This window comes from Pseudomonas sp. LD120 (genome assembly GCF_009861525.1).
Taxonomy (GTDB): domain Bacteria; phylum Pseudomonadota; class Gammaproteobacteria; order Pseudomonadales; family Pseudomonadaceae; genus Aquipseudomonas.
This window is the reverse complement of the sequence record NZ_WVHL01000002.1, coordinates 211,046-224,609: the sequence shown is the minus strand read 5'-3', so window position 1 is coordinate 224,609 and position 13,564 is coordinate 211,046. Positions and strand designations below refer to the sequence as shown.

Here is a 13,564-nt window from a genome sequence, read left to right as displayed (position 1 = left end):
GAGAGCGATGCCCTTGGGGATAAACTTTTCAGGGCGCTAGGGCGCGCAGTATCAAGCTTTAGTCAAACTGCAGGTGTATTAATCAGCAAACTTATAGTCTGAAAATGTAAAACCCGGCCCACAGACGTCGTATCAAGATGCTGGCAACGACTCGCCACCAGCAACTTAACCAAGTCCCATCTAGTTAGGCGCCAATCGACCCGAATAGCTTGTTAACAGGACTCACGTTCGACCAGGGGGCATTCAACCCGGTGAATCGTGGAATCGCCCCTGCCTTCAATAAGGTATTGGACAGAGCGCCGTCCCATTTCGTAATACGGCAACTGCACAGTGCTGAGCGGCGGGTAGAACAACTCTGCAACACCGATCATGTTGTCGTACCCCAAAACCGCCACGTGCTGCGGAATACGCAGACCGCGACTGAGCAAGTACTGGTAAGCCAGCAAAGCGATACGGTCGTTGCCACAGATAAGAAGATCGAACGCTGGCGCACCTTGCGCGTCTCGCAACTGCTCCTCCAGCACGGTGATCGTTTCCTGATAGGCGTCATCCTGGGACAGGCTGTATTGAGGAACATCGGCCACGGCTATGCCGGCTTCGGCGAGGGCCCGAGCCAATCCCAGCTGACGCTGTTCCCAGGCCAGGCTGGCTTGTGGCAGGTTGATGCACAACGGACGCTGGTAGCCCCGCTTGAGCGCATGCCGCACAGCCTGATACTGGCCGTCGGCATCGTCAGGCACATAACAGGCCACCCCGGACTCAAGGCTCATGCAGTTGCTCAGGACCAGCGGCAGGCTGCGCAGCACCGGGGGGATCTCGACGGTGCGCAATTGCATGGCGCTGAAGATGATCCCGTCAGGCTGGTGGGACAACATCAGGTCGATGGTTTGCTGGCTCGGCGGCACCTCGAACACGTTCAGGATGAAAACATTCCAGCCGTGTTCCCGGGCGGTGCGCTCCATGGACAGGAGCATTTCCACCGCGAAGGGCGTGGTGGCAGTATCCAGCGCGAAGACGCCGATGGTCTTGCCACGGGAGGCACCGCCGCGGATCTTTCGGGCTGAAAGGCTGGGGACATAACCCAGAGTCTCGACCGCTTGCAGAACTTTCGCCAGGGTGTCCTGATTGACTTTTTCCGGGGTATTGAGCGCCCTGGACACCGTCATCAAGGAAACCCCTGCCAGGCGCGCGACATCTTTAACTGAGGCCATTCGCAGGTGCCATTGCTGATATGGCCGAGCATCATGTCATGCTTGGTAAAAGCCTGACAACACGCCGCCAGAAGCCATGCCATCCGTGGCCAACCCACAGGGTCAGAGGCGCAGATCAGCCAGGTGCCAGACCGACGCATCGCCAAACCCAGCGCTGCCATTGACCGCAAACGCCATGACCGCCTGGCTGTCGGGACCAGGATAGATCCGGCTGCTCAAGCTATAGGCACCGTCATCGACAAACACCTCGATGGATGAGCGATCAAGGAAAATCCGCAGGTCTATCCGCGTTTGTCCCTTGGCTATCGGCACGCTGCGCGCACCGCTCACACCCACTCCCGAGTGTTGCCTGTCCAGCACCAGGCGGCGCGCCATCGCATCGAAATACACCAGGGTCCGCTCTTGCTGATCCTCACTGCAGCGCAGCGCCAGACCAAAACGCTCAGCGGTACTGCCAGCCAAATCCAGGGTCAGCTCGAGTTCCAACAGCGCCCCTCGTTCCGCGAACAGGCAATTGCCGGATTCGAGCACGCCGATCGCCTGCGTGTGTTGCGACTGGCGCAGCGCTATCAACTCGCGGGCCGGCCGCATGCGCAGCCGTTCGCCATTGCGGCTCAGCTCACGAGGCAGCGACAGCGCACCGCACCAGTGCTGCGCCTGACTCGGCATCGGGCTGTCCCACATGTCCATCCAGGCCCACAATAGACGGCGCCCGTCCGGTGCCAGCAGGGTCTGCGCGGCATAGAAGTCGTGACCGTGGTCCAGTTCACGCAGCTCGCCGCACTCGCTGAAGTACCCGCGATCGTCCAACAGGCCCATCCGATAGCTGTTCTGGAACTTGTTCCAGTTGTCGTAACCGCTGGGCTTGAGGCCTTGGGGCGAATAGAGAAAGACGTCGCAGCCGTCCAGTTCGAACAAGTCCGGACACTCCCACATGTAGCCGTCCGACTCGCATCGTCCTTGCAGTGCACGGCTCAGGTACGTCCAGTGCCGCAGGTCTTGGGAGCAATAGAGCAGCAACTGCGGATGATCGCCTTGCCGAGCGCCAAGGGCCATCCACCATTGCCCTCCCCGTCGCCATACCTTGGGATCGCGAAAGTGCATGATGTCCGGCTCCGGCGGCGTATCGACCACCGGTCCATGCTTGCTGAACGCGATCCCATCGGTGCTGCTGGCCAGGCACTGGACTTGACGGATATTGCGCTCGTCACCCGGCGCGCCCAGCCAGGTATGGCCGGTGTAGATCAGGTGAAGCGTGTCGTCCGAGACCACCGCCGACCCTGAAAAGCACCCGTCGCAGTCATAGGCCTCGCCAGGGGCCAGCGCGATGGGCAGATGTTCCCAGTGCACCAGGTCACGGCTCTTGGCATGCCCCCAGTGCATCGGTCCCCACTGCGCCGAATAGGGGTGATGTTGATAGAACACGTGGTATTCGCCGCGAAAGAACACCAGACCGTTCGGGTCATTCATCCATCCCGCCGGCGGCGCAAGGTGATAGGCCAGGCGATAGTCATTACTCCGCCCAGGTAGCTTTTTTTCGATAGCGCGATGCGCTTGGTCTAACCGTGCAGCGTGCATGGCGGGGTCCTGTCTAGGGGTTATAACGTGGGGCGGATTGAGCAATGGTGGGGAGCTCCGGCGAATCGCCAGGCAGGTCTTGAGCGGCGTCTCGCACGGGGTCCTTGCGCAACAAGGTCCATGACAGCACCAGGCAAACGCCGACCAGGCCTGCCATCAGCACGTAGACGCTGGAGAAACCGAAATGGTCGTAGCCATAGCCCACCAGCGGCGATAACAGCATGGCGGTCAATTGCTGGGCGAACTGAAATCCCACCAGGTAGATCGAGGCGGACAGTCGAGCGTCGAAGTTCAGCGAAATGTATTTGAATACCGAGACCAGCAAGATGGGCACCTCCAGTGCGTGCAACATCTTGCAGGCGGCGATGGCCCAGGCCTGTGTAGCCAGACCGGAGCCGAGGATACGCACGAACATGATGCTGCCCGCCAGGATCAGCCCGTATTTGGCGCCTGTGCGGCTGACCACCCAGGGCGCAAACAGCATCAATACGGCCTCGGCGAGTACCTGAGACGAATTCAGGTAACCATAGGCGCGGGTCCCCTCCTCCGGGGTCGAGAAAAACGAAGAGAAGTACACCGGAAACTGTTGTTCGTAGATCATGTAGATCCCGCACACCCCCGTCAGGTAGAGGCTGAACGCCCAGAACCGCGGGAGTGCCAGCAGTTTCCACAGATCGTTCAGGCGCACGGGATTGGCCAGCCCCCCCGCCTGTGCGGCCGACTGGCTCAATCTGCTCAGATCCAAGCGGGACAGGATCAGCAAGAACACGACGCCGGCGGCGCTGCTCATGTAAAACGCGATGTCTGGATCAATGTTGAACACCACACCCACCGCGCCTGTCGCACTGGCCCAGCCCAACGACCCCCACATTCGGGTGGTTCCAAACTCGAATCCGGCATGACGCGACACTCGCTCGGTGTAGGACTCGATCACCCCCACGCCGGCAAGCATCGCCAGGGCCAGGAACGCCGCACCGAGCAACGCGCCGAGCACCACGTTCTGCGCCAACAGACCGGCGTAGATGTAAATGGCAAAGGGGGCGGCGGCACACAGCAAGGTTCCAATCCACACCAGGAGCTTTTTGGACAACCCAAGGCGGTCTTGAAGAGCACCGTAAAAGGGCTGGACCAGCAACGCGGCAATGGCGTTGGCCGCGAAAACGAAACCGGTCTCCGTGCCATTCAAACCAATGACTCGATGCAACCAGATAGAGAACAGCGAATAGCTGGATGACCACGAGAAGAAGAAGAAAAACAACAAACCACTGATAAGCCAGTATTCGCGTTTGGCGGCAAGCTGCATGTAACGACCCTCTTGTTTTTATCTAAGTTAACGTTAACACCAACAACACATTACGCTTCTTTCAACGCTTCGCTGTCAAGTGGCGTCACTTTAAAAGTCACTCAAAGCCCCCCTGGGTGACCCGCTGAAGGCCCCCTGCCCGACGGGCACCTGTGAAGCGTTCGAAGATGCCTGGCATGCCCTGATACAAAAACAAGAGGGTCACCGATACGTTCTACGGTGTGCCGGCCTTGGGCTGGCTTTTTCTGCTGGTGCCGTCCCTTGCTTCGCCGGTGAGCCGTTCATACGGTCACTGGGTCACTGAGGTGCTGAAGTACTGAAACGCTGAGGTACTGAGGTACTGAGGTACGGTGCTGTGGGTGTATGCCGGATTGCTCGCCGCCCTGGCCGGCGTTGGGCTGTCAGTGGGCATCGTGCCGATGGCCATTGCCGGCTTTGCCGCCGGGCTGTTCGTGATGGCCGCGCAGTTGGTGCTTTATGCCTCGGCACCGCCCTCCTACCCGACCTCGGTACGCGCCACCGGCGTCGGCGCAGCCGTGGCCGTCGGCCGCTTGGGTTCGGTGGCCGGGCCGCTGGCGGCCGGGCAACTCCTTGCAGCGGGCGCCGGCACCACGGGAGTTTTGCTGGCAACCGCCCCCGGGGTGCTGATTGCGGCACTGACCATCATCACGGTCATGGTGCGTACAACGCCATCGAACCTGCCCACCCCGGAAGCGGCCGGGCACCGCAACGCCTAGAACGTGCGCAGCCAATCGAGTGCCCACTTGTTGCCCTCGGTGCGGTTCTCGGCCTGCTTTCAAAGCAAGCGTTCAGCGTCAGTAGGTTGTCCTGCAGAGCCTCCTTGAAGCACTGATAACAGCTGGCCTGCTCCACCTCCATCGGGTTGGCCGCAGCCAACGCTTGCACGGGCGCCGCACCGGGCACGCCGCGCTCAACAAGCGCCAGTCGCTCAGACCCCTGCCCCATTTGGCAAACGACTCACTGGTGCTGTCTGCGATGTCCCGGAAGAGTCTTCATGACCTGATGCAAGCCCGTCAGGTCTGTGAAGGCACTGCCACCGAACAGGCGCGCAACCCATGACCAGGGCCACAATGCAGGCCATCAGAAACGGGGGCGCCGCGCTGACTCAGGCTGCAAAAAACCAGGACATTGACGATTACCTACTACGCAATTACACCTTCAAGCGCCTGATCTACTGGGCCTGTGGCGCTGAGTCGTTGATATGTTTGATTGAGCCCCCTGGTTGCAGATCGGCCCCTTTTTGCGCCAGTTCGGCCGCCAATTCAACGGTGACCTCGCCAGAATTGCGCAGATAGATGTTCATGAGACGGTCACTGAGGCGCAGGAACCCGGGGCTGCCATAGCGGCTGCCGCCATTCGCCGCGACGTTGCCGAAGGCGATGTCTTGCTGTTGAAGCACAGCCAGCGCCACTGGACCACTGCTCCTGGTTCAGAGTGGCGTAGCGCCTTGGCTTGGGCCGCTGTCGAGTGGTCCGCCGATGTGATGCGCGCCGCCCTTGATGGCGCGCTGATTCCCCTTCACATCGACCGGTAGTCGCAGCGCGTTACTTCAGTTGGTTCGCAAAACGCCCTACAGCGCCCACGACCTGGCGTGCGCCTTCCTGGATTTCGAGAATGACCGAGCCGGCTTCGTTGGCCAGTATCAGGCCTTCTTCAGCCTGACCTCGGCTGTTGGCCATGCCGCTTACCGCGGCGTCTGCCAAGCTCTGGTTCTGCTGCACCACCGTCACGATTTCTTCGGTGGCCGCGCTGGTACGCCCCGCGAGTTGCCTCACCTCGTCGGCCACCACGGCAAAACCTCGGCCCTGCTCGCCTGCTCGCGCGGCTTCAATCGCAGCGTTGAGCGCCAGGAGGTTGGTTTGCTGAGCGATGCCACCAATGGTCTGGACGATGGAGCTGATCAACAGCGACTGCTTGCCTAAGGCTTCAATCCCCGCGGACGCCGATTGCATCTCATCGGAGATCATGCGCATGGTTTGCACCGTATTCTGTACCACCTCGGCACCACGTCGCGCGCTGACATCGGTCTGCTGGGAAATGTCGAACGCAATGGTTGCGGCCTCATTCACCTCTTGCTCACGCGCCACTTGATCAGTAATGACCGTGGCGAACTTCACCACCTTATAAAGTTTGCCCTGCGCGTTGTGCACCGGATTGTAGGTCGCTTCCAGCCAAATTGTTCGACCATGCGCATCGATGCGCTTGAAACGATCAGCCACGAACTCGCCGCGATTGAGCGTGGCCCAAAACTCTTTGTAATGACTGGAAGCGGCATCGACGGGATCACAAAAGATGCTGTGATGCTTGCCTTTGATCTGCGCCAGGTCATAACCCATTGCACTCAGGAACTGCTGATTCGCTTGCAAAACATGACCACTAAGGTCGAACTCAATCACCGCAGTAGAACGCAATAGTGCCTGAATGAAGGCGGCATTCTCAGCGGCTGTATCGACTGTCTCGGTAATGTTTGAACCAAAGGCATGGATACTTTCCAGGTGCCCATCAGCCCCCACAATCGGCTGCCAGAGGCCGCGAAACCAGGACAGCTCACCATCAATACGCTGAAAGCGATACGTATCAATCACTGCGTCATGGTTATCCACGCTGTCCAGTAACTTACGATAACAATCCATTTGCCTTACATATTGCGGAATGAAGTTATCTATCGGCTTGCCCAGTACTTGATCGGCGCCGCAGCCCAGCATCGCGAGAAAGCCCTCGTTGGCATCGATAACACGATACTGGGCGTCAAGCACCGCACGCACCAGGCATGTCTCAATCCCTTTCAGCAGTTGACGAGCCACTGAAAGTTCGGATTGAAGTGCCTGCAATTCCGTTTTCAAGCGAGTGTTAAACATAACCGCACCTTAATGAAAGGGATTATCTTTTACGTTCGGCAATCTGGGCTGCTTTTTGAGGGGGGATTAATACCCTCCACAACGACTATAGAAGCAATGTTTGAATCACTCCATTTTCACTATGGCGGATGCGCGCCTCATGTTTTTCTATACCAACCACCACCACACTCCATGGGACTTCGGCGTGCAGTCGCGCAGTTGCATTGAAAGTGCGACCGTGGATACCGGCAACGCTCAGCGGTTCATCGCCGAAGCCGACGACGCCTGGACTGTGCATTGGCGCAAGCGCTGAACGGGCCCGAAAAATTTGATAGCGTCCTAACGCCCCCGCCAGAGACCTCGCGCGGTGCTTATATCATTCTGAATGATAGTTACCTTTGCTTCATTCGATTCGTGCCATAGAACCCTGCCGAGGATCATCCGCCCATCTCAAATAACCTTGGCGGATGAACCATGGACCAGTCACTCAAACTCTTGCGTTACCCATTAGCCGCCCTCGCCGTACTGGTTATCAGCGCCTGCGGCAAGGCGCCAGACACCGCTTCGGCGCCGCCTGCCGCCAAAGTCAGTGTGGCCAAGGTGCTGGAGCAGCCAGTCAACGAATGGGACGAATTCACCGGTCGCCTGGAAGCCCCGGAAACCGTGGAAATACGTCCTCGGGTCTCGGGTCAGATCGATCGCGTGGCCTTCACCGAAGGCGCCCTGGTGAAGCAAGGCGATGTGCTGTTCCAGATCGATCCACGGCCGTTCCAGGCTGAAGTACGCCGCCTGCAAGCCCAGTTGCAACAGGCCCGGGCCACCGCCACCCGCAGCGCCAACGAAGCTCAGCGTGGCCAACGCCTGCTGGCCAGCAACGCGATTTCTGCGGAACTGGCGGATAACCGCACCAGCGCCGCCCAGGAAGCCCGCGCCGGGGTCGACGCCATCCAGGCCCAGCTGGATCTGGCCAAGCTCAACCTCAGCTTCACCCGTGTAGTGGCCCCCATCAGCGGCCGTGTCAGCCGCGCGCAGATCACCGCCGGCAACCTGGTGACCGCCGATGTCACCCCGCTCACCAGCCTGGTGTCCACCGACAAGGTCTACGCCTACTTCGACGCCGACGAGCGTGTGTACCTCAAGTACAGCCGACTGGCCCGCCAGGGTCAGCGCGGCCAGAGCACCCCGGTGTACCTGGGCCTGTCCAATGAAGAAGGCCATCCGCACCTGGGGCACATGAACTTCGTCGACAACCAGGTCAACCCCAAGACCGGCACCATTCGCGGTCGTGCGGTGTTCGACAACAACGATGGCAGCTACACCCCGGGGCTCTACGCGCGCCTGAAGCTGGTAGGCAGCGGCACCTACTCGGCCATGCTGATCAACGACGAGGCCGTGGGCACCGACCTGGGCAAGAAATTCGTGCTGGTGATGGACGCCGACAACAAGCCGGCCTACCGCGCCGTCGAGCTGGGGCCGAAGATCGAAGGTTTGCGCATCGTGCGCAGCGGCCTGAGCAAGGACGACACCATCATCGTCAAGGGCTTGCAACGGGCTCGTCCGGGATCGCCGGTAACGCCTGAATTGATCCCCATGGCCAGCCAGGAAACCCTCGCCGCTCTGGCCCAACAACGCCAAGCACTGAAAGCCAGCAACCTGCCGCAGGTTACCCCTGCCAAGCCGGCTCCGGCTGTGAAACTCGCCGCTGCGACACCGCGCGGTTAAGGGACGACGCTCAAAATGAATTTTTCCCAGTTCTTCATTTCCAGGCCGATCTTCGCCGCGGTGCTGTCGCTGCTGATCCTGATCGCCGGTGCCATCTCACTGTTCCAACTGCCCATCAGTGAATACCCGGAAGTGGTGCCGCCCACCGTGGTGGTACGCGCCAACTTCCCCGGGGCCAACCCGAAAGTCATCGGTGAAACCGTGGCCGCGCCGCTGGAACAGGCGATCACCGGGGTCGAGAACATGCTCTACATGTCTTCGCAGTCCACCGCCGACGGCAAGATCACCCTGACCATCACCTTCGCCCTGGGCACCGACCTGGACAATGCCCAGGTGCAGGTGCAGAACCGCGTGACCCGCACCCAGCCCAAGCTGCCGGAAGAAGTGACGCGCATCGGCATCACCGTGGACAAGGCCTCTCCGGACCTGACCATGGTGGTCCACCTGACCTCGCCGGACAAACGCTACGACATGCTCTACCTGTCCAACTACGCCCTGCTCAACATCAAGGATGAGCTGGCGCGCCTGGGCGGCGTGGGCGATGTGCAGCTGTTCGGCATGGGCGACTACTCGCTGCGGGTCTGGCTCGATCCGAACAAGACCGCTTCGCGCAACCTGACCGCCACCGACGTGGTCAACGCCATCCGCGAGCAGAACCGCCAGGTCGCCGCCGGTGCCCTGGGCGCGCCACCTGCGCCCAGCGCCACCAGCTTCCAGCTATCGGTCAACACCCAGGGCCGCCTGGTCACCGAGGAAGAATTCGAGAACATCATCATTCGCGCAGGCGAAAACGGTGAAATCACCCGCCTGAAAGACATTGCCCGCGTCGAGCTGGGGTCCAGCCAGTACGCCCTGCGCTCGCTGCTTAACAACCAGCCGGCGGTGGCGATCCCGATCTTCCAGCGTCCGGGCTCCAATGCCATCGAGATCTCCAATGAAGTGCGGGCCAAGATGGCCGAACTCAAGCAGAGCTTCCCCCAGGGCATGGACTTCAGCATCGTCTACGACCCGACCATCTTCGTTCGCGGCTCCATCGAGGCGGTGGTGCACACCCTGTTCGAAGCGCTGATCCTGGTGGTGCTGGTGGTGATCCTGTTCCTGCAGACCTGGCGCGCCTCGATCATCCCGCTGGTGGCGGTACCGGTGTCGCTGATCGGCACCTTCGCGGTCATGCACCTGTTCGGTTTCTCCCTCAATGCCCTGTCGCTGTTCGGCCTGGTGCTGGCCATCGGTATCGTGGTGGATGACGCCATCGTGGTGGTGGAGAACGTCGAACGCAACATCGGTCTGGGCCTGAAACCGGTGGAGGCCACCCAACGCGCCATGCGTGAAGTGACCGGCCCGATCATCGCCACCGCCCTGGTGCTGTGCGCGGTGTTCGTCCCGGCGGCCTTCATCAGCGGCCTGACCGGGCAGTTCTACAAGCAATTCGCCCTGACCATCGCGATTTCCACGGTGATCTCGGCCTTCAACTCCCTGACCCTGTCGCCGGCCCTGGCCGCGGTCTTGCTCAAGGAACACCATGCGCCCAAGGACCGCTTCTCCAAGTTCCTCGACAAGTTGCTGGGGGGCTGGCTGTTCAAGCCGTTCAACCGTTTCTTCGAACGTGCCAGCCACGGTTACGTTGGCACCGTGCGCCGGGTCATCCGCGGCAGCGGCATCGCCCTGTTCCTCTATGCCGGGCTGATGGTGCTGACCTGGTTCGGCTTCGCCCATACCCCCACGGGTTTCGTTCCGGCGCAAGACAAGCAGTACCTGGTGGCCTTCGCCCAACTGCCGGACGCCGCCAGCCTGGACCGCACCGAAGACGTGATCAAGCGCATGTCCGACATCGCCCTCAAGCAACCCGGCGTGGAAAGCGCGGTGGCCTTCCCTGGCCTGTCGATCAACGGCTTCACCAACAGCCCGAACAACGGCATCGTCTTCGTCACCTTGAAGCCCTTCGATGAGCGCAAGGACCCAAGCATGTCAGCCGGCGCCATCGCCGGAGCCCTGAACGGCAAATACGCCGATATCCAGGACGCCTACATGGCGATATTCCCACCGCCGCCGGTACAGGGGCTGGGGACCATTGGTGGCTTCCGCCTGCAAGTGGAAGACCGCAGCGGCCTGGGTTACGACGAGCTGTATAAAGAAGTGCAGAACGTCATCACCAAGAGCCGCAACGTGCCGGAACTGGCCGGGCTGTTCACCAGCTACCAGGTCAACGTGCCCCAGGTCGATGCCGCCATCGACCGGGAAAAGGCCAAGACCCATGGCGTGGCGATTTCCGACATCTTCGACACCCTGCAGATCTACCTGGGCTCGCTGTATGCCAACGACTTCAACCGCTTTGGCCGCACCTACCAGGTCAACGTCCAGGCCGAGCAGCAGTTCCGTCTCGAACCCGAGCAGATCGGCCAGCTGAAAGTGCGCAACAACAAGGGCGAGATGATCCCCCTGGCGACCTTCATCAAGGTCAGCGACACCGCCGGTCCCGACCGCGTAATGCACTACAACGGCTTCGTCACCGCGGAAATCAACGGCGCGGCAGCCCCGGGCTACAGCTCTGGGCAGGCAGAAGCGGCGATCGAGAAACTGCTCAAGGAAGAACTGCCCAACGGCATGACCTACGAATGGACCGAGTTGACCTACCAGCAGATCCTGGCCGGCAACACCGCCCTGTTCGTCTTCCCGCTCTGCGTGCTGCTGGCCTTCCTCGTGCTGGCCGCCCAATACGAGAGCTGGAGCCTGCCGCTGGCGGTGATCCTGATCGTGCCAATGACCCTGCTGTCGGCGATTACCGGGGTAATCATCTCCGGTGGCGACAACAACATCTTCACCCAGATCGGCCTGATCGTGCTGGTGGGCCTGGCCTGCAAGAACGCGATCCTGATCGTCGAGTTCGCCAAGGACAAGCAAGAGGAAGGCCTCGATCCGCTGGCGGCGGTACTGGAAGCCTGCCGCCTGCGTCTGCGGCCGATCCTGATGACCTCCTTCGCCTTCATCATGGGCGTGGTGCCCCTGGTGATCTCCAGCGGCGCCGGTGCGGAGATGCGTCACGCCATGGGCGTCGCAGTGTTCTCCGGGATGCTCGGGGTGACCTTCTTCGGCCTGCTGCTGACCCCAGTGTTCTATGTCCTGATCCGCAATTACGTGGAGCGCAGCGAGGCCCGCAAAGCCGCCCGCGCCCTGCAACTGGAGGCCCAACAATGAGTGCCAAAGTCTTCCTGCCGAGCCTGCTGGCGCTGGCCCTCGGTGCCTGCGCCGTCGGTCCGGACTACCAGACCCCGGCCACCGAGGCGGCGCACATCAGCGCCGCCGACGCCAGCGCGCAGAACAACTTCGACCGCGCCCGCTTCGAAGGCATCTGGTGGCAGCAGTTCGATGACCCGACCCTCAACCAACTGGTCAGCCAATCGTTGCAGGGCAACCGCGAACTGCGGGTGGCTTTCGCCCGCCTGCGGGCCGCCCGGGCGATCCGCGATGACGCCAGCAACGACATCATGCCGACCATCACCAGCCGCGCCAGCAGCGATCTGGCCAAGGGGCAGATTCCCGGCCAGACCACCCGCCGGGTCAGCAGCGAGCGCTACGACCTGGGGCTGGACATGGCCTGGGAGCTGGATCTGTTCGGCCGCATCCGGCGCAATCTGGAGGCCACCGAGGCCGATCAACAAGCCGCCGAAGCCGACCTTTACCAGTTGCAGGTGACAATGATTGCCGAACTGGTGGACGCCTACGGTCAACTGCGTGGTGCGCAACTGCGGGAAAAAATCGCCCTGGCCAACCTGAGCAACCAGCAAGCCTCGCGCAAGATCACCGAAAGCCTGCGCGACGCCGGCGTCGGTGATCAGCTTGACGTGGTCCGCGCCGACGCCCGCCTGGCCTCGGTGGAAGCCAGCGTGCCGCAACTGCAAGCCGAACAGGCCCGCCAGCGTAACCGCATCGCCACCCTGCTGGGCCAGCGGCCGGACGCACTCAGCGTCGACCTGTCACCGGCGCAACTGCCGGCGATTGCCAAGGCCTTGTCAATTGGCGATCCCGGCGAGCTGTTGCAACGCCGGCCCGACATTCTCAGCGCCGAACGCCAATTGGCGGCCGCCACCGCGCGAATCGGCGTAGCCAAGGCCGACCTGTTCCCCCGGGTCAGCCTCAGCGGCTTCCTCGGTTTCACCGCCGGGCGCGGTTCGCAGATCGGTTCCAGCGCGGCCAACGCCTGGGCCCTGGGCCCGAGCATCACCTGGGCGGCCTTCGACCTGGGCAGCGTCCGGGCCCGCCTGCGCGCCGCCGACGCCAACGCCGAGGGTGCCCTGGCCAATTACGAACAGCACGTGCTGCTGGCCCTGGAAGAATCGGAAAACGCCTTCAGTGATTACGCCAAACGCCAGCAGCGGCTGCTCGCGCTGATCCGCCAGAGCGAATCCAGCCGTGCCGCCGCCGACCTCGCCGAGATCCGCTACCGCGAAGGCACCGTGGACTTCCTGGTACTGCTGGACGCCCAACGCGAGCGTCTGGCCGCCGAAGACGCCCAGGCCCAGGCCGAAGTCGAGCAGTACCGCGGCATCGTCGCCATCTACAAAGCCCTGGGCGGCGGCTGGCAACCACCGGCAGTCGCCAGCCGATAACGATTTGCACCGAGCTCCTTTGGTTGGCCGCAACCAACCAATGTTTGGCCCCGTGACTCATTCGGTCACGGGGCCTTTTTTTGCCCCAGCACCGCAAACCGATGCATGTCGCCGCTGCCGAAGGCTGCGTGCGCTTGCGTATGGCGCGCATGGCTGCCTGCGACTGAGTGCGGCCGCGCGGCTGAGTGCGCTGGTTATGGCTTCGTACGGCTGAGTGCGGCTGCGCGGCAGACGCAGGTTTAGGGAGCCGGTGGAGATTGCCAAGCAAGGTCCTGTGGACCTTCG

The 13,564-nt window shown here is 61.6% G+C and carries 8 protein-coding genes and 3 pseudogenes; 5 read left to right on the top strand and 6 right to left on the bottom strand.

The window, feature by feature from the left end:
• Positions 1-212: 212 nt before the first annotated feature.
• The 3 genes from PLD_RS04060 to PLD_RS04050 all read right to left on the bottom strand — a co-directional run bounded on the left by PLD_RS04060 (position 213) and on the right by PLD_RS04050 (position 4,092).
• Positions 213-1,211 carry a LacI family DNA-binding transcriptional regulator gene (locus tag PLD_RS04060; RefSeq protein ID WP_159890064.1) on the bottom strand — a complete coding sequence of 333 codons (999 nt, stop codon included), beginning with the start codon at positions 1,209-1,211 and terminating at the stop codon, positions 213-215.
• Between the two features lie 102 nt (positions 1,212-1,313).
• Positions 1,314-2,789: a glycoside hydrolase family 32 protein gene (locus PLD_RS04055; protein WP_159890062.1), complete on the bottom strand. Its 1,476-nt coding sequence runs from the start codon at positions 2,787-2,789 to the stop codon at positions 1,314-1,316.
• Positions 2,790-2,802: 13 nt separating this feature from the next.
• Positions 2,803-4,092, bottom strand: a complete 1,290-nt coding sequence (locus tag PLD_RS04050; protein WP_159890060.1) for an MFS transporter — start codon at positions 4,090-4,092, stop codon at positions 2,803-2,805.
• 350 nt (positions 4,093-4,442) lie between these two features.
• On the opposite strand from PLD_RS04050, the pseudogene PLD_RS04045 reads away from it, so the two are divergent.
• Positions 4,443-4,829, top strand: a pseudogene (locus tag PLD_RS04045) (3-(3-hydroxy-phenyl)propionate transporter MhpT); the annotation flags it as partial.
• A 455-nt stretch (positions 4,830-5,284) separates the two neighbouring features.
• Here PLD_RS04045 and PLD_RS04040 read toward each other — a convergent pair.
• The 3 genes and pseudogenes from PLD_RS04040 to PLD_RS30995 all read right to left on the bottom strand — a co-directional run.
• The gene (locus PLD_RS04040; protein ID WP_159890058.1) at positions 5,285-5,512 is read right to left on the bottom strand and encodes a hypothetical protein; all 228 of its coding nucleotides are present in this window, start codon (positions 5,510-5,512) and stop codon (positions 5,285-5,287) included.
• 145 nt (positions 5,513-5,657) lie between these two features.
• Positions 5,658-6,095: pseudogene (locus tag PLD_RS31000) on the bottom strand (methyl-accepting chemotaxis protein); the annotation flags it as partial.
• 99 nt (positions 6,096-6,194) lie between these two features.
• Positions 6,195-6,971, bottom strand: a pseudogene (locus PLD_RS30995) (PAS domain-containing protein); the annotation flags it as partial.
• 139 nt (positions 6,972-7,110) lie between these two features.
• Between PLD_RS30995 and PLD_RS04030 the strand changes: the two are divergent.
• From PLD_RS04030 to PLD_RS04015, 4 genes are all read left to right on the top strand, one after another.
• Positions 7,111-7,263: a hypothetical protein gene (locus PLD_RS04030; RefSeq protein WP_159890054.1), complete on the top strand. Its 153-nt coding sequence runs from the start codon at positions 7,111-7,113 to the stop codon at positions 7,261-7,263.
• A gap of 161 nt (positions 7,264-7,424) precedes the next feature.
• On the top strand, positions 7,425-8,672 hold the full coding sequence (gene mexE, locus PLD_RS04025) for a multidrug efflux RND transporter periplasmic adaptor subunit MexE (RefSeq protein WP_159890052.1): 1,248 nt from the start codon (positions 7,425-7,427) through the stop codon (positions 8,670-8,672).
• 15 nt (positions 8,673-8,687) lie between these two features.
• A complete protein-coding gene (locus tag PLD_RS04020; RefSeq protein WP_159890050.1) occupies positions 8,688-11,867 on the top strand; it encodes an efflux RND transporter permease subunit in 3,180 nt (1,059 codons plus the stop codon).
• The gene (locus PLD_RS04015) at positions 11,864-13,279 is read left to right on the top strand and encodes an efflux transporter outer membrane subunit (protein ID WP_159890048.1); all 1,416 of its coding nucleotides are present in this window, start codon (positions 11,864-11,866) and stop codon (positions 13,277-13,279) included. The genes PLD_RS04020 and PLD_RS04015 overlap by 4 nt, the downstream gene beginning before the upstream one ends.
• The last annotated feature ends 285 nt before the right edge of the window (positions 13,280-13,564 follow it).

Coding starts and splice junctions, on each gene's coding strand:
- PLD_RS04050 (WP_159890060.1), bottom strand. CDS start 4,092: ATGCAGCTTGCCGCCAAACGCGAATACTGGCTTATCAGTGGTTTGTTG.
- PLD_RS04020 (WP_159890050.1), top strand. CDS start 8,688: ATGAATTTTTCCCAGTTCTTCATTTCCAGGCCGATCTTCGCCGCGGTG.
- PLD_RS04055 (WP_159890062.1), bottom strand. CDS start 2,789: ATGCACGCTGCACGGTTAGACCAAGCGCATCGCGCTATCGAAAAAAAG.
- mexE (WP_159890052.1), top strand. CDS start 7,425: ATGGACCAGTCACTCAAACTCTTGCGTTACCCATTAGCCGCCCTCGCC.
- PLD_RS04015 (WP_159890048.1), top strand. CDS start 11,864: ATGAGTGCCAAAGTCTTCCTGCCGAGCCTGCTGGCGCTGGCCCTCGGT.
- PLD_RS04030 (WP_159890054.1), top strand. CDS start 7,111: ATGTTTTTCTATACCAACCACCACCACACTCCATGGGACTTCGGCGTG.
- PLD_RS04060 (WP_159890064.1), bottom strand. CDS start 1,211: ATGGCCTCAGTTAAAGATGTCGCGCGCCTGGCAGGGGTTTCCTTGATG.